This window comes from Pseudomonas sp. CH235 (assembly GCF_004368175.1).
GTDB classification, from domain to species: Bacteria; Pseudomonadota; Gammaproteobacteria; order Pseudomonadales; family Pseudomonadaceae; genus Aquipseudomonas; species Aquipseudomonas paraglycinae.
The window spans coordinates 12,402-34,583 of record NZ_RRZJ01000027.1; the positions used below are offsets into that span (position 1 = coordinate 12,402).

19 protein-coding genes are annotated in these 22,182 nt (G+C 61.7%); 14 read left to right on the top strand and 5 right to left on the bottom strand.

The window, feature by feature from the left end; genetic code table 11:
• The first annotated feature begins 35 nt into the window (after positions 1 to 35).
• The 3 genes from EIY71_RS22500 (at position 36) to EIY71_RS22510 (ending at position 3,152) form a co-directional block, all read left to right on the top strand.
• Positions 36 to 1,391 (top strand): nucleobase:cation symporter-2 family protein, encoded by a 1,356-nt coding sequence (locus EIY71_RS22500; protein ID WP_134023190.1) that lies wholly within the window; start codon positions 36 to 38, stop codon positions 1,389 to 1,391.
• A gap of 12 nt (positions 1,392 to 1,403) precedes the next feature.
• On the top strand, positions 1,404 to 2,792 hold the full coding sequence (locus EIY71_RS22505; RefSeq protein WP_134023192.1) for an amidohydrolase family protein: 1,389 nt from the start codon (positions 1,404 to 1,406) through the stop codon (positions 2,790 to 2,792).
• A 150-nt stretch (positions 2,793 to 2,942) separates the two neighbouring features.
• Entirely contained in the window at positions 2,943 to 3,152 is a 210-nt protein-coding gene (locus EIY71_RS22510; protein ID WP_134023194.1) for a hypothetical protein, read from the top strand.
• 103 nt (positions 3,153 to 3,255) lie between these two features.
• Here the strand turns inward: EIY71_RS22510 and EIY71_RS22515 are convergent, their stop codons facing one another.
• Together EIY71_RS22515 and EIY71_RS22520 are read right to left on the bottom strand one after the other, a co-directional pair.
• A complete protein-coding gene (locus tag EIY71_RS22515) occupies positions 3,256 to 4,539 on the bottom strand; it encodes a Zn-dependent hydrolase (protein ID WP_134023196.1) in 1,284 nt (427 codons plus the stop codon).
• Positions 4,540 to 4,668: 129 nt separating this feature from the next.
• Complete coding sequence (locus EIY71_RS22520) at positions 4,669 to 6,153, bottom strand: NCS1 family nucleobase:cation symporter-1 (protein ID WP_102718265.1); 1,485 nt, start codon at positions 6,151 to 6,153, stop codon at positions 4,669 to 4,671.
• A 620-nt stretch (positions 6,154 to 6,773) separates the two neighbouring features.
• Between EIY71_RS22520 and hydA the strand changes: the two genes are divergently transcribed.
• The 3 genes from hydA to preA all read left to right on the top strand — a co-directional run bounded on the left by hydA (position 6,774) and on the right by preA (position 11,033).
• Positions 6,774 to 8,213 (top strand): dihydropyrimidinase, encoded by a 1,440-nt coding sequence (gene hydA, locus EIY71_RS22525; protein ID WP_085648341.1) that lies wholly within the window; start codon positions 6,774 to 6,776, stop codon positions 8,211 to 8,213.
• Between the two features lie 177 nt (positions 8,214 to 8,390).
• Entirely contained in the window at positions 8,391 to 9,758 is a 1,368-nt protein-coding gene (locus EIY71_RS22530; protein WP_134023198.1) for an NAD(P)-dependent oxidoreductase, read from the top strand.
• Positions 9,759 to 11,033 carry an NAD-dependent dihydropyrimidine dehydrogenase subunit PreA gene (gene preA, locus EIY71_RS22535; RefSeq protein ID WP_134023200.1) on the top strand — a complete coding sequence of 425 codons (1,275 nt, stop codon included), beginning with the start codon at positions 9,759 to 9,761 and terminating at the stop codon, positions 11,031 to 11,033.
• A gap of 295 nt (positions 11,034 to 11,328) precedes the next feature.
• Here preA and EIY71_RS22540 read toward each other — a convergent pair whose 3' ends face one another.
• Positions 11,329 to 11,949 carry a TetR/AcrR family transcriptional regulator gene (locus EIY71_RS22540; RefSeq protein ID WP_007952885.1) on the bottom strand — a complete coding sequence of 207 codons (621 nt, stop codon included), beginning with the start codon at positions 11,947 to 11,949 and terminating at the stop codon, positions 11,329 to 11,331.
• Positions 11,950 to 12,095: 146 nt separating this feature from the next.
• On the opposite strand from EIY71_RS22540, the gene EIY71_RS22545 reads away from it, so the two are divergent.
• The 3 genes from EIY71_RS22545 to copD are packed head-to-tail and all read left to right on the top strand — an operon-like array spanning position 12,096 to position 13,801.
• Entirely contained in the window at positions 12,096 to 12,530 is a 435-nt protein-coding gene (locus EIY71_RS22545) for a GNAT family N-acetyltransferase (RefSeq protein WP_134023202.1), read from the top strand.
• A 47-nt stretch (positions 12,531 to 12,577) separates the two neighbouring features.
• Positions 12,578 to 12,940 carry a copper homeostasis periplasmic binding protein CopC gene (copC, locus tag EIY71_RS22550; protein ID WP_134023204.1) on the top strand — a complete coding sequence of 121 codons (363 nt, stop codon included), beginning with the start codon at positions 12,578 to 12,580 and terminating at the stop codon, positions 12,938 to 12,940.
• A 3-nt stretch (positions 12,941 to 12,943) separates the two neighbouring features.
• Positions 12,944 to 13,801 carry a copper homeostasis membrane protein CopD gene (copD, locus tag EIY71_RS22555; protein ID WP_134023206.1) on the top strand — a complete coding sequence of 286 codons (858 nt, stop codon included), beginning with the start codon at positions 12,944 to 12,946 and terminating at the stop codon, positions 13,799 to 13,801.
• Between the two features lie 2 nt (positions 13,802 to 13,803).
• Here copD and EIY71_RS22560 read toward each other — a convergent pair whose 3' ends face one another.
• Together EIY71_RS22560 and EIY71_RS22565 are read right to left on the bottom strand one after the other, a co-directional pair.
• Complete coding sequence (locus EIY71_RS22560) at positions 13,804 to 14,946, bottom strand: HlyD family secretion protein (protein ID WP_039767224.1); 1,143 nt, start codon at positions 14,944 to 14,946, stop codon at positions 13,804 to 13,806.
• On the bottom strand, positions 14,943 to 16,598 hold the full coding sequence (locus EIY71_RS22565) for an MFS transporter (RefSeq protein WP_134023208.1): 1,656 nt from the start codon (positions 16,596 to 16,598) through the stop codon (positions 14,943 to 14,945). The genes EIY71_RS22560 and EIY71_RS22565 overlap by 4 nt, the downstream gene beginning before the upstream one ends.
• A gap of 195 nt (positions 16,599 to 16,793) precedes the next feature.
• Between EIY71_RS22565 and EIY71_RS22570 the strand changes: the two genes are divergently transcribed.
• From EIY71_RS22570 to EIY71_RS22590, 5 genes are all read left to right on the top strand, one after another.
• The gene (locus EIY71_RS22570) at positions 16,794 to 17,744 is read left to right on the top strand and encodes a polysaccharide deacetylase family protein (RefSeq protein ID WP_134023210.1); all 951 of its coding nucleotides are present in this window, start codon (positions 16,794 to 16,796) and stop codon (positions 17,742 to 17,744) included.
• A 172-nt stretch (positions 17,745 to 17,916) separates the two neighbouring features.
• On the top strand, positions 17,917 to 19,212 hold the full coding sequence (locus EIY71_RS22575) for an OprD family porin (RefSeq protein ID WP_134023212.1): 1,296 nt from the start codon (positions 17,917 to 17,919) through the stop codon (positions 19,210 to 19,212).
• A gap of 149 nt (positions 19,213 to 19,361) precedes the next feature.
• Positions 19,362 to 20,186, top strand: coding sequence for an NAD(P)-dependent oxidoreductase (locus EIY71_RS22580; RefSeq protein ID WP_129974005.1), 825 nt, complete (start codon positions 19,362 to 19,364; stop codon positions 20,184 to 20,186).
• A 46-nt stretch (positions 20,187 to 20,232) separates the two neighbouring features.
• Positions 20,233 to 21,126, top strand: coding sequence for an SMP-30/gluconolactonase/LRE family protein (locus EIY71_RS22585; RefSeq protein WP_129974004.1), 894 nt, complete (start codon positions 20,233 to 20,235; stop codon positions 21,124 to 21,126).
• A 57-nt stretch (positions 21,127 to 21,183) separates the two neighbouring features.
• Positions 21,184 to 22,155, top strand: a complete 972-nt coding sequence (locus EIY71_RS22590; RefSeq protein ID WP_134023214.1) for a TRAP transporter substrate-binding protein — start codon at positions 21,184 to 21,186, stop codon at positions 22,153 to 22,155.
• Positions 22,156 to 22,182 lie beyond the last annotated feature (27 nt).

Genomic DNA, 22,182 nt, shown 5'->3' on the forward strand with positions numbered 1-22,182 from the left:
CTGTACCGAATAACAACAGCTAGAGGTGATTCCCCATGTCGTCAGCCAGTTCCTCCTCCACCGTCCACCCTGTCGACCGCGTCCTGCCGGTGCGACAGATGCTCACCCTCGGCCTGCAGCACATGGCCGTCTCGTACATCGGCGCCATCGCCGTGCCGTTGATTGTCGCCAGTGCCCTGAAAATGTCCCACGCCGACACGGTGGTGCTGATCAGCACCACGCTGTTCTGCTCCGGCATCGCCACCCTGTTGCAGACCGTCGGTTTCTGGAAGTTCGGCGTACGCCTGCCGATTCTGCAAGGCGTGGCGTTCAGCAGCGTCGGGCCGGTGATCGCCATCGGCAGCGACCCGGAGGTGGGATTCTCCGGGGTCTGCGGGGCGGTGATCGGTGCGGGGATTTTCACCATGTTGATCGCGCCGTTCGTGGGCCGCTTGCGACGGTTTTTCCCGCCGGTGGTAACTGGCTGCATCGTCACGGTGATCGGTCTGCAGCTGTTCCCGATTGCCTATGAATGGGTCGGCGGCGGGCGCAACGCGAGCAACTTCGGCGCGCCGGCGTTTCTCGCCGTGGCCGTGGTGGTGTTGCTGACCATCCTGCTGGTCAACCGTTATGGCAGCCCGTTGCTGCGCAACATGGCGGTGCTGGTGGGGATGCTGGTGGGCGCCGGTCTGGCTTACGGTCTGGGCATGGGCAACTTTCACAGCGTCGAGGACGCGCCGTGGCTGACCGTGCCCTATCCGTTCTACTTCGGCTTGCCGACCTTCAGTCTGATCCCCATCGCCACCATGGTGGTGGTGATGATCGTGCAGATGGTCGAATCCATGGGGCTGTTCGTGGCCATCGGCGACATCGTCGACAAACCGGTGGAAGACAAACAGGTGATCAACGGCCTGCGCGCCAATGGCCTGGCAAGCACCATCGCCGGGATGTTCGCCGCGTTTCCGTTCATTGCCTTCATGGAGAACGTCGGTCTGGTGATCCTGACCGGCGTGCGCAGCCGCTGGGTGGTGGCGATCAGCGGTCTGTTGATGTGCTCGATTGCGCTGGTGCCGAAAGCCGGGGCGATCATCGCCTCGATGCCGACCGCCGCGCTGGGCGGTGCCGGCATCGCGATGTTCGGCGTGGTCGCGGCAGCGGGCATCCAGACCCTGGCCAAGGTCGACTACGAGCGCAATCGCTACAACGTGCTGATCGTCGGTTTCACCATCGCCGCCGCCCTGGTGCCGGTGCTCGCCCCGACCCTGTTCAAACAACTGCCCGAGTGGTCACAGCCGTTCCTGCACAGCAGCGTGGTCATCGCCTGCCTGGTGTCGGTGCTGCTCAACGCGGCGCTCAATGGCGTCAGCGTGCCAGAAACCACAGCCGGCAAATCCGCCTCGCACATCCTCTGACTGGAGCTGCCCATGACTCAACTTCAAAACATCCTGATCAAGCACCCGGTCGCGGTGATGACCGGTCTGCGCGGCCCCCGTGCCCGGGCCGGCGCGGTGGACATCCGCGTGGTCAACGGCCGGATCGCGGAAATGTCCGCCAACCTTGAGCCGCAACCCGGTGAGCGAGTGATCGACGCGCGAAATTCGGTGGTCTACCCGGGCTGGATCAACACCCACCATCACCTGTTCCAGAACCTGCTCAAAGCCGTGCCCGAAGGTTTGAATCAGGACCTGCAAGGCTGGCTGGCCAGCGTGCCCTATCCGCGCCTGAACCGCTTCACCCCGCAACTGGCGCGGATCGCCGCACGGCTGGGGATGGTCGAACTGCTGCTGTCCGGCGTCACCACCTGCGCCGATCACCACTACCTCTACCACGCCCACGGCAGCACCGAGACCGGCGACCTGCTGTTCGACCTCGCCGAGGAATTCGGCCTGCGCTTCGTGCTCTGCCGTGGCGGCGCACTGGAGTCGGCCAGCGCGCACCCGGGCTTCTCGAAAACCGCGCTGCAACCGGAATCCCTGGAGCAAATGGTCGGCGACATCGAACGGCTGAAATCGCGCTACCACCAGGACACCCCGGATGCCTTGCGCCGGGTGGTCGTGGCGCCTACCACGCCGACTTTCTCGCTGCCGCCAACGTTGTTGCGCGAACTGGCGCACACCGCCCGAGGCATGGGATTGCGCCTGCACACGCACCTGTCTGAAACCGAAAACTACGTGAACTTCTGCCGCGACAAGTACAACTGCCTGCCGGTGGAATTCGTCGCCGAACACGAATGGCTCGGCCCGGACGTCTGGTTCGCCCACGCCGTGCACCTGCAACCGGGGGAAATCCGCATGCTCGCCCAGACCGGCACCGGCGTCTCCCACTGCCCGGTGAGCAACGCCCGGCTGGGCAGCGGCGTCGCACCGATCCCGCAGATGTATGAGGCCGGCGTGCCGATCTCCCTCGGCGTCGACGGCGTGGCCTCCAACGAATCCGGAAGCATGGTCGGCGAAGCCAACACCGCCTGGCTGATCCACCGCGCCGAACAAGGCGCCTCCGCCACCACCGCCGAAGACGTCATTCACTGGGGCACAGCCGGCGGCGCGCAAGTGCTCGGCCTCGGCGCGGTCGGTACGCTGGAAGTCGGCCAGGCAGCGGATCTGGTGATCTACAGTCTCGACCACCCACGCTTCTACGGTTTCCACGACAGCGCCGTCGCACCGGTCGTCGCGGGTGAGCCGATTGCCGTGAAATACAGCCTGGTGGGTGGGCGGATCGTCGTCGACAACGGCGTGATTCCGGGGCTGGATATCGAGCGGATGCGGGCCGAGGCCTGGGAGGGTGTGCAGGCGATGATGAAGGTCGACGATTGATGGATGACCGGTGGGAGCGACGGTGCGACGATTCGCCTCGTCGGCTCCCGCCGGCGGCATTAGCGCCCTGCGCTTTTGTCGACTAACGTTAGTACCTCATCGGATTGAGCCCCAGCCAGCAAGATCGGGCTCTTGATCAAGGAGAGACTGATGACATCCAACCGCCTCATCGAACAGACCTATCGCACCTGGTCCAGCCCCATCCTGCTGGAGCTGAAAAAGCGCGAGCACGAGATGGCGCCGGCCGAACGCCAGGCGCTCGAGAATGTGCTGGTGGAAAGACGATTGCTGGACGTTGGCAACCCGAACGGCAGTGACCGTCGCAAAGGTTCGGCGAACACCAACGAAAGACCTGGGTAGTCGCAAGCCAACGTGCAAAAACTGTGGGAGCAAGCTCGCTCCCACAGGTAAAGCTTTGCCTGGCAATAGAATGTTTTGCCGACCCATCCAGCTCTGTCCGTGTTCACGCCGCGCGTTGCCCCCCGGCCACCGCCGCCGAAGCTGCCAGCATCGCGCGAAGCAACACTGCACAGCCGGCCGCCAGATCGTCCGGCGCGGCGTTTTCGATTTCGTTGTGGCTGATGCCGCCTTCGCACGGTACGAAGATCATCCCGGCCGGACCCAGTTCGGCGAGGAAAATCGCGTCGTGGCCGGCGCCGCTGACGATGTCCATGTGCGACAGGCCCAGACCTTTGGCGGCGCCGCGCACGGCTTCGACGCAGCCTTTTTCGAAGTACAGCGGCGGGAAGTCGGCGGTCGGGGTCAATTCATAGGTCAAGCCGTGTTCTTCGCAGGTGGCTTCGATGACTTGCTTGACCTCGGCGATCATCGAGTCGAGGCGTGCCGGTTCCAGGTGGCGGAAGTCGAGGGTCATGCGCACCTCACCCGGAATAACGTTGCGCGAGCCGGGATAGGCTTGCAGGCAACCGACGGTGCCGCAGGCGTGGGGCTGATGACCGAGCGCTGCGCGATTGACCGCGCCGACGATCACCGAGGCGCCGACCAGAGCATCCTTGCGCAGGTGCATCGGGGTCGGACCGGCGTGGGCTTCGACGCCGCGCAGTTTCAGGTCGAACCACTTCTGCCCCAGTGCGCCGAGCACTACACCGATGGTTTTCTGCTCGTCCTCAAGGATCGGGCCTTGCTCGATATGTGCTTCGAAATAGGCGCCGACCTTGTGCCCGCTGACCTTGCGCGGCCCGGCGTAGCCGATGGCGTTCAGTGCTTCGCCGACCGTGACGCCGTCGGCATCGACCTTGGCCAGGGTCTCTTCGAGGGTGAATTTTTCCGCGAACACGCCGGAGCCCATCATGCACGGGGCGAAGCGCGAGCCTTCCTCGTTGGTCCAGACCACCACTTCCAGCGGTGCCTCGGTTTCCACGCCGAGGTCGTTGAGAGTGCGCAACACCTCGACCCCGGCCAGCACGCCGAAGCAGCCGTCAAACTTGCCGCCGGTGGGCTGGGTGTCGATATGGCTGCCGGTCATCACCGGCGGCAGGTTCGGGTTGCCGCCGGGACGACGGGCGAAGATGTTGCCGACTTCATCGACCGTGACGCTGCAACCGGCGTCCTTGCACCACTGCACGAACAGGTCGCGGGCCTGGCGATCAAGGTCGGTCAGGGCCAGGCGACAGACCCCGCCCTTGACCGTGGCGCCGAGTTTGGCGAGCTCCATGAGCGACGCCCACAAGCGGTCGCGGTTGATGTGCTGATGGGTCGATTGCAGAACGTCTACGGCTGCGTTCATGGGGATCTCCTCAGGCAGTTAGTTCCCACGCTCTGCGTGGGAATTCATCCATGGACGCTCTGCGTCCGCTGTGGGGACGCGGAGCGTCCCGGGCTGTGTTCCCGCGCAGAGCGTGGGAACGATCATCTGCTATACCGGTGTTTTCACGGCAGAAGGCTGCGCACGCATCGCGCACAACCCGTAATAGATCAACCCGCCCAGCGCCGAGCCGGTGAACCAGCCGTAGCTGTAGAACCAGCTGAATGCGCTGCTACCCAGCGACAGCAAGGTCAGCACCACCGGCACGCCGAACGCGATGAACCCGGCCCAGTTCCACGCCGGGTACACGTCGTCGCGGTACAGGCCGGCCAGGTCCAGTTGCTGTTTCTTGATCAGGAAATAGTCCACCACCATGATCCCGGCGATCGGCCCGAGCAGGCTGGAATAGCCCAGCAGCCAGTTCGAATACACGGTTTCCAGGCTGACATCGGAGACGATCAGCCCAAGCTTTTTCAGCAGCTCATGGCCCATCAGCGCCAGCCCGACGAACCCGGTGAGAATCACCGCTTTGGTGCGGTTGATCACCTTGGGCGCGATGTTCTGGAAGTCGTTGGTTGGTGAAACGATGTTGGCGGCGGTGTTGGTCGACAGCGTGGCGATGATGATCAGCGCCATGGCCACCGCGACCCATACCGGGCTCTGGATGTGGCCGATCAAAGTCACCGGATCGGAGACGCTGACGCCCACCAGTTTCACCGAGGCGGCGGTCATCACCACGCCCAGTGCGGCGAACAGGAACATGGTCAGCGGCAGGCCGAAAATCTGCCCGAGGATCTGATCCTTCTGGCTGCGGGCATAACGGCTGAAGTCGGGAATGTTCAACGACAATGTGGCCCAGAAACCGACCATCGCCGTAAGACCGGCGGCGAAGTAACTGACCACACTCGCGCCCTCGGGACGCTTCGGCGGAATCGCCAGCAACTCGGTCATCGACACATTCGGCATGGCCCACACCAGCAGTCCGATGCCGACTGCCACCAGCAGCGGTGCCGACAGGGTTTCCAGCCATTTGATCGACTCGGCACCGCGGATTACCACCCACAGGTTCAGCGCCCAGAAGACCATGAAACCGATCACCTCCCCCGTCCCGCCAAGGGATTTCCAGCCCTCGAACACCGAGCCGAGAAACAGGTGAATCGCCAGCCCGCCGAACATGGTCTGGATGCCGAACCAGCCGCACGCCACCAGCGCGCGGATCAGGCACGGCACGTTGGAGCCGAGAATCCCGAACGACGAGCGCAGCAGCACGGGAAACGGAATCCCGTACTTGGTGCCGGGAAACGCGTTGAGCGTGAGGGGAATCAAGACGATGACGTTGGCAAACAGAATCGCCAGCAAGGCCTCGCCGACGCTAAGGCCGAAATACGCGGTGAGGACGCCGCCGAGGGTGTAGGTCGGCACGCAGATCGACATGCCGACCCACAGCGCGGTGATGTGCCATTTGTTCCAGGTTCGTTCGCGCACCTTGGTCGGTGCCATGTCGTGGTTGTAACGGGGACTGTCGAGGACGTCGCTGCCGGCTTCGAGTTCGAACAAGCCGTCGCGCTCGGTCACTTGCGATCTGTTCTGTTGCATGGCCGCTCCACTGTTCTTCTGATTATTTTTTTGCTCATCAGGCGGCTGCACACGCAGGTACGAGCCGGACGATGGCCGGAGGAACTGACAACTTTCATGCACCGGCCATGGTGTCAGCGGCGGCATCAATAAACGTGCCGGGTGCCCCGCTTTCGCATCGGGCCGTGCTTCTATTTTTTTGTAACCGACTGATGTTTATCAGTTTTAATTATTCACCTGTGAGGCCGCGAAAACTTGACTGAACACTCAGGCCAAATGCCAGGCAAGTTGTCCGAACTGTCAGGACTCAATCTGGTGCACTGCATTATTTTTCTTCAGAACGCCTCACCCGCAGCTCAACTTCAAGCGGCTGATTTCACATAGGAAATCTTGCTCATATTTCCAACCTGTCAAGTTCGTCAAAATGGTGAAGCGCCTCACCATTTTGGTGATTTAGTATTTTTATCGTTATTTATCAACAATTTAAAACAGTCATAAGCTTATAAAAAATAATCTTGATCAATTGCAGAACTGCGACTAGCGTCTATTCCTGACAGCGCTGACAAGATTACGCATTCGGTGCTGCAAACAATAAAACACTAGAACCGGCACAAGTCGGTCATGCCTGCGAGGAACTCGGAATGTCTCTGTTGATCCGTGGCGCCACCGTTGTTACCCATGATGAAAGTTACCGCGCCGATGTCTATTGCGCTGACGGCGTGATCAAAGCCATTGGTGAAAACCTGGATGTTCCCGCCGGCGCCGAAGTACTCGACGGCAGCGGCCAATACCTGATGCCCGGCGGCATCGATCCACACACCCACATGCAACTCCCGTTCATGGGCACCGTGGCCAGCGAAGACTTCTACAGCGGCACCGCCGCTGGCCTGGCCGGCGGCACCACCTCGATCATCGATTTCGTGATTCCCAATCCGCAGCAGTCGCTGCTCGAAGCGTTTCACCAGTGGCGCGGCTGGGCGGAAAAGTCCGCCTCCGACTACGGCTTCCACGTCGCGATCACCTGGTGGAGCGAGCAGGTGCGGGAGGAAATGGCCGAGCTGGTCAGCCATCACGGGATCAACAGCTTCAAGCATTTCATGGCTTACAAGAACGCGATCATGGCCGCCGACGACACGCTGGTGGCGAGCTTCGAGCGCTGCCTGGAACTCGGCGCGGTGCCGACCGTGCACGCGGAAAACGGCGAGCTGGTCTATCACCTGCAACGCAAGTTGATGGCCCAGGGCATCACCGGGCCGGAAGCGCATCCCCTGTCGCGGCCCTCACAAGTTGAAGGCGAAGCCGCGAGCCGGGCGATCCGCATCGCTGAAACCATCGGAACCCCGCTGTACCTGGTGCACGTCTCGACCAAGGAGGCCCTCGACGAAATCACCTATGCCCGCAGCAAGGGCCAACCGGTCTACGGCGAAGTGCTGGCCGGGCATCTGCTGCTGGACGACAGTGTCTATCAGCACCCGGACTGGCAGACCGCCGCCGGTTACGTGATGAGCCCGCCGTTCCGTCCGCGCGGGCATCAGGATGCGCTGTGGCATGGCCTGCAGAGCGGCAATCTGCACACCACCGCCACCGACCACTGCTGCTTCTGCGCCGAGCAGAAAGCCGCCGGCCGTGACGACTTCAGCAAGATCCCCAACGGCACCGCCGGCATCGAAGACCGCATGGCGGTGTTGTGGGATGAAGGGGTGAACTCGGGGCGGTTGTCGATGCAGGACTTCGTCGCCCTCACCTCCACCAACACTGCGAAGATCTTCAACCTCTACCCGCGCAAAGGCGCGATCCGCGTCGGCGCCGATGCCGACCTGGTGCTGTGGGATCCGCAAGGCACCCGCACCATCTCCGCCAAGACCCACCATCAGCAGGTGGACTTCAACATCTTCGAAGGCAAGACCGTGACCGGTGTGCCGAGCCATACCGTCAGCCAGGGCCGGGTGGTCTGGGCCGACGGCGACCTGCGCGCCGAGCGTGGGGCGGGCCGGTATATCGAACGGCCGGCGTATCCGGCGGTGTTTGATTTGCTGAGCAAACGGGCTGAGTTGCACAGGCCTGTGGCCGTCAAGCGCTGATCAGATCGTTCCCACGCTCTGCGTGGGAATGCAGCCCGTGACGCTCCGCGTCACTGGACGCGGAGCGTCCCTTGAGGCATTCCCACGCGGACGGTTCGACGCCTCGACGTGGGAACGATCAAAAAACCACTGCCCGACAGAGGCAGAAAACCTCAAATAACCGTGAGGCAAAAAACCGTGATCGAGACCCTGAACCATCTCCCGCACCCGCACGAAAGTGCGGCCGCCCTCGCCGGCCATTTCACCGATCTGGCGCCACCGCTCAACGACCGTCAGGCGCATCTGGAAGCCTCACGCTGCCTGTACTGCTACGACGCGCCGTGCGTGAATGCGTGCCCGAGTGAGATCGACATTCCGTCGTTCATCCGCAATATCCATCAGGACAACGTGCCAGGCGCCGCGCAGAAAATCCTTTCGGCGAACATCCTTGGCGGCAGCTGCGCGCGGGTCTGTCCGACCGAAATCCTCTGCCAGCAAGCCTGCGTGCGCAACAACGCCCACGAATGCGCGCCGGTGCTGATCGGCCTGCTGCAACGCTATGCCGTGGACAACGCGCACTTTACCGAGCACCCGTTCCAGCGCGCCGCCGCCACCGGTAAACGCATCGCCGTGGTTGGTGCCGGCCCGGCGGGTTTGTCCTGCGCGCATCGCAGCGCCATGCATGGTCACGACGTGGTGATTTTCGAGGCACGGGAAAAGGCTGGCGGGCTCAACGAATACGGGATCGCCAAGTACAAACTGGTCGACGACTATGCACAGAAGGAGTTGGATTTCCTCCTGCAGATCGGCGGCATCGAAATCCGTCACGGCCAGAAACTCGGTGAGAATCTGACCCTCAGCGAATTGCACCAACAGTTCGACGCGGTGTTCCTCGGTCTAGGCCTGAACGCCAGCAAGCAACTCGGCCTGGCCCACGAAGACGCCCCCGGCCTGCTCGCCGCCACCGACTACATCCGCGAATTGCGCCAGGCCGATGACCTGTCGCAACTGCCGCTGGCCGAACATTGCATCGTCCTCGGTGCCGGCAATACCGCCATCGACATGGCCGTGCAAATGGCCCGCCTCGGCGCCCGCGACGTCAATCTGGTCTATCGCCGTGGCGCGGCGGACATGGGCGCCACCGGCCATGAACAAGACATCGCCAAGGCCAATCAGGTGCGACTGCTGACCTGGGCGCAACCGGACGAAGTGCTGCTCGACGCGCAAGGCAAGGTGCGCGGCATGCGTTTCGCCCGCACCCATCTGGTGGATGGTCGCCTGCAAACCACTGGCGAGACGTTCGAACTGGCCGCCGATGCGATCTTCAAAGCCATCGGTCAGGCCTTCGACGGCAGCGCCCTCGCCGACCCGCTGGCCCGCGAACTCAAGCGTCAGGGCGAACGCATCCAGGTCGATGAAAACCTGCGCACCAGTATCCCCGGTGTGTACGCAGGCGGGGACTGCACCAGCCTCGATCAGGACCTGACCGTGCAAGCGGTGCAACACGGCAAGCGCGCCGCTGAGGCGATCAACGCTCAACTGATGCTTAATGTGGAGGCTGCGTAAATGGCCGATCTCTCGATTGTCTTCGCCGGTATCAAAGCCCCCAATCCGTTCTGGCTGGCCTCCGCGCCGCCGACCGACAAGGCCTACAACGTGGTGCGCGCCTTCGAGGCCGGCTGGGGCGGCGTGGTCTGGAAAACCCTGGGTGAAGACCCGGCGGCGGTCAACGTGTCGTCGCGTTATTCGGCGCACTACGGCGCCAACCGCGAAGTGCTGGGCATCAACAACATCGAACTGATCACCGACCGTTCGCTGGAAATCAACCTGCGGGAAATCACCCAGGTGAAGAAGGACTGGCCGGATCGCGCGCTGATCGTGTCGCTGATGGTGCCGTGCGTCGAAGAGTCGTGGAAACACATCCTGCCACTGGTGGAAACCACCGGCGCTGACGGCATCGAGCTGAACTTCGGCTGCCCCCACGGCATGCCCGAGCGCGGCATGGGCGCGGCGGTCGGTCAGGTGCCGGAGTACGTCGAGCAGGTTACGCGCTGGTGCAAGACCTATTGCTCGCTGCCGGTGATCGTCAAACTCACACCGAACATCACCGACATCCGCGTCGCCGCCCGCGCCGCGCATCGGGGCGGCGCCGATGCAGTGTCGCTGATCAACACCATCAACTCGATCACCAGCGTCGACCTCGAACACATGGTCGCCCTGCCCACCGTCGGCAGCAAAAGTACCCACGGCGGTTATTGCGGCTCGGCGGTCAAACCGATCGCGCTGAATATGGTCGCGGAAATCGCCCGTGATCCGCAGACCCAGGGCCTGCCGATCTGCGGCATTGGCGGCATTGGCAGCTGGCGTGACGCGGCGGAGTTCATCGCACTGGGCAGCGGCGCGGTGCAAGTGTGCACAGCGGCGATGCTGCATGGTTTCCGGATTGTCGATGAGATGAAGGATGGCCTGTCGCGGTGGATGGACAGTCAGGGTTACGCCAGCATTGCCGAGTTTTCCGGGCGCGCGGTGGGCAATACCACGGACTGGAAGTACCTGGACATCAACTATCAGGTGATCGCGAAGATCGACCAGGAGGCATGCATTGGTTGCGGGCGTTGCCACATTGCCTGCGAGGACACTTCACACCAGGCCATCAGCAGCATGAAACAGGCCGATGGCACGCATCAATATGAAGTGATCGATGATGAGTGTGTGGGGTGCAATCTGTGCCAGATCACCTGCCCGGTAGCGGATTGCATCGAGATGGTGCCGATGGAGACAGGGAAGCCGTTCCTGGACTGGAATCATGATCCGAGGAATCCGTATCACGTTGCTGTCTAGATTGCCTGCTGATCCAGAAGTCCCCTCACCCTAACCCTCTCCCCGAGGGAGAGGGGACTGATTGGGGGATATTGATGAATTACACCGACGTGAAAGTCTTGCGTTGAATCCATAACCGAAGCTGCTAGAGCTGCGCTTTGAATCCATAACCGAAACGGCCGGAACAAGGCTTTGAATCCATAATCAACTCGCTGGTTCAGGTCGATGTAACCCGCAAGACACCTCGGTCGGCTCCCTCTCCCTCCGGGCGGTCCGACGTTTCGGGAGGGCTGGGGTGAGGGCCAGCTTTTGACTTTCAAGGTTCTAATCCAATCCCCCGCAAAATCACGCTGGTCACCGTCTGCACCGCCCGCTCGAACTGCATGTCCGACAGCGGCTGGTGCTCATTCAAAATATTCACCTGATGATCAAAGTCGGCATAGTGCTGCGTCGACGCCCAGATCATGTACAGCAGGCTCGACGGCTCCACCGGCAGAATCCGCTTGTCCTCCACCCACTGCCGGATCTTCGCCTCCTTCATCTTCGCCCAGTCATACAGGCTCACATCCAGCGCCTCGCCGAGGGTCGGGGCGCCGTGGATGATTTCGTTGGCCCAGACTTTCGACCCGTAAGGCCGGCTGCGCGAGTGGTTCATTTTGGCGCGGATGTAGCTGCTGAGCACCACGCGCGGATCGTCGAACATCTCGAAGCACAGCGCGTCCTGCTTCCACACTTCCAGCAGGTCGAACAGCACCGCGCTGTACAGTTCGCTCTTGGTCGAAAAGTAGTAATGCAGGTTGGATCGCGGCAGCTGCACTTCAGCCGCGATGTCCGCCATGGCGGTGCCGCCGAAACCTTTTTCGGCGAAGACTTTTTCCGCCGCCAGCAGGATCTTGTCGACGTTGGTGCGGCGGATTTCGATCTTGTGATTGCCCATGAGGGCTCCCTGAAGACAACGTTGTTGAAGACTAGCATCCGCTCTGGGCAAGGGGCGACAGCCGAGAACGATTCTTCACACACTTGGGCTTTTTTCTGGTTTAGGATCGCCCTCCTTCTCCCCGTCAGACACTGAAGGATCTGTCCATGACCATTCGAAAGCGCATCGCTGCGGATGATCCGCAGCTCGCCGCACTGTGGGAGCGCTCGGTCCGCGCCACTCACGACTTCCTCCCGGAAGATGACATCCATCGGCTGTTCCCGCTGGTGCGTGACACCTACCTGCCCGCGCTGGATGTGAAGGTTTTCGAGAACCCCGACCACTCCCCGGCAGGCTTCATCGCCACCGATGACGACACCGTACAAATGCTGTTCATTGACCCGGCTCAGCGTGGCCAGGGTATCGGCCGCCGCTTGCTCGACCACGTCCGGCGCCCGTTGCTGAAGGTCGACGTCAACGAACAGAACCCGCAAGCCCACGGCTTCTATCGGCACTACGGATTCGAAGACATCGGCCGCTCGGCACTCGACGGCGAAGGCCGGCCCTTTCCGGTCATTCACATGCGCCTGAAAGCCCTGTGATCCAGGTTCTATACTCAGCCCGCCATTTCACTGAAAGGAATCTTTCCATGTCGATGAAAAAACTGTTCACCGCTGGCGCGCTGCTGGCCTCGCTGATCGTCACTTCCCAGGCCTTCGCCCACGCCCACCTGAAAAGCCAGACCCCGGCCGCCGACAGCACCGTCGCCGCACCGGCGGATCTGCGCCTGGTGTTTTCCGAAGGCGTCGAAGCCAGCTTCACCAAAGTCACCGTGACCCACGGCGGCAAGCCGGTGAAAGTCAAACCGCTGACCACCGAAGGTGACAAGAAAACCCTGATCGTCACCCCCGAAGCACCACTGACCGCTGGCGAATACAAGGTCGAATGGCATGCGGTGTCGGTCGACACGCACAAAAGCGAAGGCGCCTATCAGTTCAAGGTTGGCCAGTAATTCATGAGTGAAGCGCTGGTGCTGTGCCGGTTCCTGCATTTCATCGTGGTGTTGATGCTGTTCGGGGCCTGGCTGTTCCGGCCGCTGCTGCTCAAGGGTGAAGCGCCGGCACTGGATCGGCAGTTGGCGCGACTGGCTCGCTGGCTGGTGGCGATTGCCCTGCTCAGCGGCGTCATCTGGGCGTTGTTGATTACTGCAAGCATGGCCGGTTCGGCGGCTGCCGCTTTTGATCCGGCCACCGTCGAGCTGGTTCTCGGTCATACGTTTTTCGGTCAGGTCTGGCGCTGGCATCTGTTGATCAATGCGCTGTTGCTGGCGTTGCTGTTTACGCCGTGGCGTTCGAACCGGCCATTGCGGCTGGGCCTGAGCGCGCTGCTGCTGATGACGCTGGCACCGGTCGGACACGGGGCGATGCTCGATGGCTTCAGCGGGCAAATGCTGATCCTCAATCAAGTCATTCACCTGACGTGTGTCGGCGCCTGGCTCGGCGGGCTGCTGATGCTGGTGATGATCCTGCGCCAACGTCACGAAGATATACGCGAAGTCTTGCGGCGATTCAGCGGACTCGGTTACGCACTGGTCGCCGGCCTGCTGATCACCGGGCTGATCAACGTGCGCGTGCTCACCGGCCAATGGTGGCCGACACCGCTGTTCTCGGGATTCGCCCTGATACTGCTGATCAAGGCGCTGCTGGTGTCCGGCATGCTTGCACTGGCGCTGTTCAATCGCGTGCGGATCAACGATTGTGAACAACGGCTCGACACCCTCAAGCACAGCGTCATGCTCGAATGGCTGCTGGGGATCGGCGCCGTGGCGGCGGTGTCCGTGCTCGGCACCCTGCCGCCGATGATCGCCGCCTGAGGTCAGTGTTTCTGGGTGTCGCCCGCCGCCGTATCAATGCTGACCACCACCGACATCCCCGGCCGCAAACGCTCGCTCTCCTGCTGATCTGGATCGATGGTGATGCGCACCGGCACCCGCTGGGCGATTTTCACGAAGTTGCCGGTGGCGTTGTCGGCCTGCAACAACGCGAATTCGGAACCGGTGCCCGGCGAGATGTGCTGCACGTGGCCGGTGAATTTGCGGTGGTTCAAGGCATCGACGGTGAAGCTCGCCGGTTGCCCGACGCGCACATTGTCCATCTGGGTTTCCTTGAGGTTGGCGATCACCCATTTCTGGTTCGGCACCAGCGCCATCAACTGCGCCCCGGAGTTGACGTAGGCGCCGAGGCGCACGCCAATCTGCCCCAACTGACCGTCACGTGGAGCAATGATCCGAGTGTTGGACAAGTCGATCCGCGCCAGCTGCACCGCCGCCTCGGCGCTGGCCACCGCCGCTTCCAGAGAGCCGCGATTGACGATCACCGTTTGCAGATCCTGCCGGGCGATTTCCAGATTGGCCTTGGCCTGCGCCACCGCCGCAATGCTTTGGGCGTTGGCGGCCAGCGCCACGTCCATCTCGCGCTTGGACACGGAGCCGTCATTGACCAGCGCTTTGTTGCGTCGCAGATCCGCCTCGCTTTTGCGTAGCTGCGCTTCGCTGTCGGCCACCACCGCCTGACGTAACTTGATCGTCGCCTCGGCGCTGTTGCGCTGCTGCACGACGTTGGCCAGTGAAGCTTTCTGCACCGCCAGTTGCGCCAGCGACTGGTCGAGGCGTTGCTGATAGATACGATCATCAAGACGCACCAGCAAATCCCCCTCCTTCACAAACTGGAAATCCTGCACCGGCACTTCAAACACATACCCACTGAGTTGCGGGCCGATGATCGTTACCTGACCGCGCACCAGGGCGTTTTCAGTGGTCTCGACCGCGCTGCTGAACGGCGGCAACTGCCAGGCATAGAGCACGATCAGCACGCCGACGATGGCAATCGCGGCAAACCCCAGCGATGAGATGATCCGCACCCGCAACGAGCGCGGCTCGGTGTTCGGTGATGACGGCGGCGCCACACCTTCAGGGGTGGCGGCGATGGCATTGGTGGTCGTGGTAGTCGGTTCGGTCATGAAGAAGTGGCACCGCTGGAAGGTACGGAAGGTGTCGGGGCGACGGCTTTGGTGGTGCTGATCAGCCACAGCGCACGGATGGAAATCCAGATCATGGTCAGGATCGCGATCACCGCGATCAGCATGAACACATCGTTATAGGCCAGTACGTTGGCTTCGCGGGTGGCGGCGTTGGCCAGGCTGCGAATGCCCTGCAGATTGCGCAGACGCGGGTCGGCAATCACGGAGCCGACCGCCGATCCGCCGCTCTGAACTCGCGCGGCGACGCGGGGATCGGACATCACCAGTTGCTCAACGATGTGGCTGGAATGAAATTTCTCGCGCACGATCTGGAACGTCCCCAGCAACGCCGCGCCGATCAGACCGCCGAGGTTGTTGCAGATCCCGAACAACACCGAAAAACTCACGAGGTTGCGCGGGTTGGTCAGCACGTTGCGCGTGCCCAGCACCATGGTCGGGCCGAGGAAAAAGGTACTGCCGAACGCTAGCAGGAACTGGCTGAAATACAGGTTGCCGGGGCGGGTCAGGTTGTTCGATGAGCTGTCCATGATCGAGCCGGTGGCCATCAACGCCAGCGAAATGATCAGCGGCATCAGCAGGTGTTTCGGGTCGATGGTCAGCGCACTGGTCAGCAGCCCGGCGACGCTTCCGATCAGCATCACCACATACAGGCTATGAAGCTGCTGGCTGCTCATGTTCAGGTTCTGCATGAAGCCCACGGCGCCAGTGGATTGCTCCGAGGTCACCATGCGAATCAGGATCACCGCCAGCGCCAGACGGATCATCACCCCGCTGCCGAGCCAGCGGGTCATCAGCATCGGGTTGCTGCGGTTATGTTCGATGGCCAGCCCCGCGAGAATCAGAGCAATCGACGCGGCCAAAGCGATGCCAATCCAGTCGGCCTCCAGCCACCAGTCGATCCGCCCCAAGGACAACACCGCGCACAACAGCGCAACGCCGGTCGCAAGGATCGCGAACGTCAGGAAGTCGAGGGGTTCGAAGGTCTTGAACCGGTCACCCGGCGGAAGTTTGAGCATCAGGACGCAGCCCAGCGACAGCAACGCCATGCCCAACTCAAACAGGTACAGGCCGCGCCATTCGGCGATCTGCAACAGGTCTTCGGAAAACAGTCGCGCCAGCGGCAAGGCCAGCTGTGAAGTGCCGAGGCCCAACACCAGCGCCTTCATCCGCCATTTGGCCGGGAACGCCTGCACCATGTAATACAGGCCCAGCGAGCTCAACGCCGCGCCGACCATGCCGTGGGCCGCACGCACGGCAATCGCCGAATTCAGGTCATTGACGAACAGATGGCCGAAGGTCACCAGCGCATACAGCACCAGAAACACCTCGGTGAACGCCCGCAGGCCGAACTGCTGGCGAAACTTCACCAGCAGCAGGTTCATCGACACGTTGGTCATCACGTACGCCGCCGGCAGCCAGGCCATCTCCGCCGTCGTCGCCCCGAGCGCACCTTGCAGATAAGGCAGGTTAGCGACCACCAGCGCATTACCCAGCCCACCGGTCACCGCCACCAGCAAGCCCACCAGCGCATAAGCCAGGCGCTTGGGGTTGGAGTGCAGCGGCGTCGAGGGGGAACCGGGCAGACTGGGCTTCTCGTGCGGCTGCCAGTTGCGCGGGGCGTATTGATCCATTGAAAGGCCTTGTCTTGTAGTCGCTTAAGTGTGCCGCAAATCCTGGCCAAACACCTATCCAGGCTCGCTCCCACCAGGAATTCGTGCATCGCGATTCGTAAATTTTGTTTAAAGGTCATCTCGCCCGCAGCGGATTTTTCCCAAGCGTAGCGGATGCCAACCTTGCCGCACTTCTCAACCTGCAAGGTGCCCGATATGACCACTCCCCGCTGGCAACGCTCCCCGCGTCTGCTGAAAAACCTGCTGGCCGCCGCGCTGATGCTGCCCGCCCTCGCCTTCGCCCAGGAACGCCCGTGGCCGGACGGCTCGCAACTGGTGATTTCGGTGTCGATGCAATTCGAAACCGGCGGCCAGCCGGAAGGCGCTGAAAGCCCTTTCTCCGGTACACCGCTGCCAAAAGGCTATCCGGACCTGCCGGCGCAGACCTGGTTCGATTACGGCTACAAGGAAGGCCTGTGGCGCATGCTCGATCTGTGGGATCGCACCGGCATCAAAGTCACCTCCCACGTGGTCGGCGAAGCGGCGCTCAAGCACCCGGAACTGGCCAAAGCCATCGCCGAGCGCGGCCATGAGCTGGCGGCCCACGGCATGCGCTGGGCCGATTCGTACAACATGAACTACGCCCAGGAAAAACAGTTCATCGGTGATGGCGTTGCGGCGGTGGAGAAAATCACCGGCCAGCGCTCGGTCGGCTACAACGCCAACTGGCTGCGCCGCAGCCCCAATACGTTGAAGGTGCTGCAGGATCTGAATTTCACCTATCACATCGACGACGTCAGCCGCGACGAGCCGTTCGTGACCATGGTTCGCGGGCGCAAATTCGCCGTGGTGCCGTACACCCTGCGCAACAACGACATCGTGCTGATTGAGGGCCGGCATTTCTCCGCCGAGCAGTTCTACCAGCAACTGGTGCTGGAATTCGATCGCCTCTACGCCGAAGGCGCGAGCAAGCGGCGGATGATGTCGGTGAGCCTGCACGACCGTATTGGCGGCACGCCCGCGATGGTCGAGGCCATGGAGCGTTTTATCCGGTACGCCCAGTCGCATCCGAAGGTGAGTTTCATGCGCAAGGATCAGATCGCACAAATCGTGCTGACCGAAAAAAATCCACTGATCGATAACACGGAGGCGCTCTACAACCAATAAAAGCGGCCCGAAGCAGCCTTCCTCACAGCATTTGGAGGGCTGCTCGCTCACGGGAAGTCATCGTACGACGCCCTGTTGACTTTTCCGGAAAACCTCGCAAATATCCGCAACCATGTTGTACGACGACGTATAACAAATAATAAAAACAACAAATGAAACAGGGAGCGTCACAGTGAGCACATTCGTCTGCAATTCCGTCCGCACGTCCCGTTTTTCTATCCCCCGCCCGCGTTCCACCCTGAGCCTGATTGGCTACGGCAGTCTCGCCCTCGCCTTGCCGATGAGCGCCGATGCCGAGGGTTTCCTCGAAGACAGCAAAGCCACCCTGAACCTGCGCAACGCCTACTTCAATCGCAACTTCGTCAACCCGAACTATCCGCAGGGCAAGGCTGAAGAGTGGACACAGAACTTCATCCTCGACGCCAAATCCGGTTTCACTCAGGGCACGGTCGGGTTTGGCCTGGACGTGCTGGGCATGTATTCGCAGAAGCTCGATGGCGGCAAAGGCACCGGCGGTACGCAACTGCTACCGATCCACGATGACGGGCGCCCGGCGGACAATTTCGGGCGCCTGGGTGTAGCGCTCAAGGCCAAGGTGTCGAAGACCGAATTGAAGGTGGGTGAATGGATGCCGGTGCTGCCCATCCTGCGCTCGGATGATGGCCGCTCCCTGCCCCAGACCTTTCGCGGCGGCCAGATCACGTCTACCGAAATCAATGGCCTGACCCTTTACGGTGGCCAGTTCCGCGGCAACAGCCCGCGCAACGATGCCAGCATGGAAGACATGTCAATGAACGGCCGAGGCGCATTCACCTCCGACCGCTTCAACTTCGGCGGCGGCGAATACACCTTCAACGATAAGCGCACGCTCGTCGGTGTGTGGTACGCCGAACTCAGCGACATCTACCAGCAGCAGTATTTCAACCTCAACCACAGCCAGCCACTGGGCGACTGGACACTCGGCGCCAACCTCGGTTTCTTCACCGGCAAGGAGGAAGGCAGCGCCCAGGCCGGCGACCTCGACAACAAAACCGCGTTCGCCATGCTTTCGGCCCGGTACGGCGGCAACACGTTCTACATCGGCTTGCAAAAGCTCAGCGGCGACGATGCCTGGATGCGCGTCAACGGCACCAGCGGCGGCACCCTGGCCAACGACAGCTACAACGCCAGTTACGACAACGCGCAGGAGCGCTCCTGGCAGATTCGCCACGACTACAACTTCGTCGTCCTCGGCGTCCCCGGCTTGACGCTGATGAACCGCTACATCAGCGGCGACAACGTGCACACCGGCACCATCACCGATGGCAAGGAATGGGGTCGCGAATCGGAACTGGCCTACACCGTGCAGAGCGGCCCGCTGAAGAACCTCAACGTCAAATGGCGCAACGCGACGATTCGCCGGGACTTCAGCACCAATGAATTCGACGAGAACCGGATCTTCATCAGTTACCCGATTTCCTTGCTGTAGACCCGAACATGGCATGAGCGGAAGGTGAATCAGCCTTCCGTCATTTACACCGAAAGTCGCGTTGACAAGTTCCGGAAACCCTACCGATACTTCAGCGCAGTCATACGACAACCTACAACAAACCTAATAACAACGTGTAAGGGATTGCCATGACGTCCACCCCCACCGCCCCAACTCCGTTCAATCGCCTGCTGCTGACCGGCGCCGCCGGTGGCCTGGGCAAAGTCTTGCGCGAACGTCTGCGCCCCTACGCCAACGTACTGCGCCTGTCGGACATCGCTGCCCTCGCCCCGGCCATCGATGACCGCGAAGAAATCGTGCTCTGCGACCTCGCTGACAAAACCGCTGTGCATCAACTGGTCGAAGGCGTGGATGCGATCCTGCACTTCGGTGGCGTCTCGGTGGAGCGCCCCTTCGAAGAAATCCTCGGCGCCAATATCTGCGGTGTGTTCCATATCTATGAAGCGGCACGCCGACACGGTGTGAAGCGGGTGATCTTCGCCAGCTCCAACCATGTCATCGGCTTCTACAAACAGAACGAACACCTCGACGCCAGCTCCGCTCGCCGCCCCGACGGCTACTACGGTCTGTCCAAGTCCTACGGCGAAGACATGGCCAGTTTCTACTTCGATCGCTATGGCATCGAAACCGTCAGCATCCGCATCGGCTCGTCGTTTCCCGAACCGCAGAACCGCCGAATGATGCACACCTGGCTGAGCTTCGACGACCTCACCCAACTGCTCGAGCGTTCGCTGTACACCCCCAACGTCGGCCACACCGTGGTTTATGGCATGTCCGCCAACAAGGACGTGTGGTGGGACAACCGCTTCGCCAGCCACCTCGGTTTCGAGGCCAAAGACACGTCCGAAGTGTTTCGCGACAAGGTCGAGGCGCAGCCGATGCCCGCCAGCGATGACCCGGCGCGGATCTATCAGGGCGGCGCCTTCGTTGCGGCCGGCCCGTTCGGCGATTGATCGCTGCGCTTGTCCGTCTCCAAAAGCACAAACCAAGAGAATGAGTATGCAAGCCGAATTGATCGTCGACGCCCGCAACGCGGTCGGTGAAAGCCCGGTCTGGGTGCCACAGGAAAACGCCTTGTACTGGGTCGATATCCCCAACGGTGGTCTGCAACGCTGGAGCGCCGACACTGGCCACGTCCATGCCTGGAAGACTCCCGAAATGCTTGCCTGCCTCGCCCGCCACAGCAAGGGCGGCTGGGTGGCCGGTATGGAGAGCGGGTTCTTTCACTTGCAACCGCACAGCGATGGCAGCCTCGACAGCGAGCAACTGGCGAGCGTCGGACACAGCCGTCAGGACATGCGTCTGAACGACGGTCGCTGCGACCGTCAGGGCCGGTTCTGGGCCGGCAGCATGGTGCTGAACATGGGCCTGAATCTGCCCGAGGGCCGGCTCTATCGTTACGGTGCCGGGCAAACAGGCGTGATCGAGGCACAGCTTGATGGCTTCATCGTGCCCAACGGTCTGGGCTTCAGCCCGGACGGCAAAACCATGTACCTGTCGGACTCGCACCCGAACGTGCAACTGATCTGGGCTTTCGATTACGACACCGAGACAGGCACACCCTCCAACCGCAGGGTGTTCGTGGACATGAACCATTTTTACGGCCGTCCCGACGGCGCTGCCGTGGATGCCGATGGCTGCTACTGGATCTGCGCCAACGATGTCGGCCTGATCCATCGTTTTACCCCCGACGGTCGCCTTGACCGCTCGCTGCAGGTACCGGTGAAAAAACCCACCATGTGCGCCTTCGGTGGCAGCCGGATGGACACTTTGTTCGTGACCTCGATCCGCCCCGGCGACGACCAGGATCCGCAATCGCTGGCCGGCGGCGTGTTCGCCCTCAACCCCGGCGTCAAAGGCCTGCCGGAGCCATTGTTCGACGACCTGCTGTAACCCCCTGCTGCATCGCTGTGCCTTGAACACAAAAATAACAAGACTGGAGAACCCCTCATGGACTTCAAACGCACGTTGCTCGCCGCCGCTCTCCCCCTCGCGCTCACCTTCGGCAGCGCCGCCCATGCGCTGGAAATCAAATTCGCCGACATCCATCCCGCCGGTTATCCGACCGTGGTCGCTGAAGAACAGTTGGGCAAGACCCTGGTTGCCGAAAGTGACGGCAAGCTGACCTTCAAAATGTTTCCTGGCGGCGTGCTCGGCTCGGAAAAGGAAGTGGTCGAACAGGCTCAGGTCGGCGCCATCCAGATGGCCCGCGTCAGCCTCGGTATCGTCGGTCCGGTGGTGCCGGACGTGAACGTGTTCAACATGCCGTTCGTGTTCCGTGATCAGGCGCACATGCGCAAGATCATCGACGGTGAAATCGGTGACGAAATCCTCGACAAGATCACTAACTCCGAATTCAACCTCGTGGCGCTGGCGTGGATGGACGGCGGCACGCGCAACATCTACACCAAGAAACCGGTGCGCAGCCTCGAAGACCTCAAGGGTATGAAAATCCGTGTGCAGGGCAACCCGATGTTCATCGAAACCATCAACGCCATGGGCGGCAACGGGATCGCCATGGACACCGGCGAAATCTTCAGTGCGCTGCAGACCGGCGTTATCGACGGCGCGGAAAACAATCCGCCGACCCTGCTTGAACACAACCACTACCAGAACGCCAAGTTCTACAGCCTGACCGGGCACCTGATCCTGCCCGAACCGATCGTGATGTCGAAAATCACTTGGGAAAAACTCACTCCCGATCAGCAGACCCTGGTGAAAAAAGCCGCCAAGGCTGCGCAGGCCCAGGAGCGCACCTTGTGGGATGCCAAGTCGGCCAGCAGTGAAGAGAAACTCAAGGCCGCCGGCGTCGAGTTCATCACCGTCGACAAGAAACCCTTCTACGAGGCCACCGCTTCGATCCGCGAAAAATACGGCGCGCCCTACGTCGACCTGATCAAGCGCATCGAAGCCGTTCAGTAACCTCCCTGCCCTCAATACAAGGCCCGG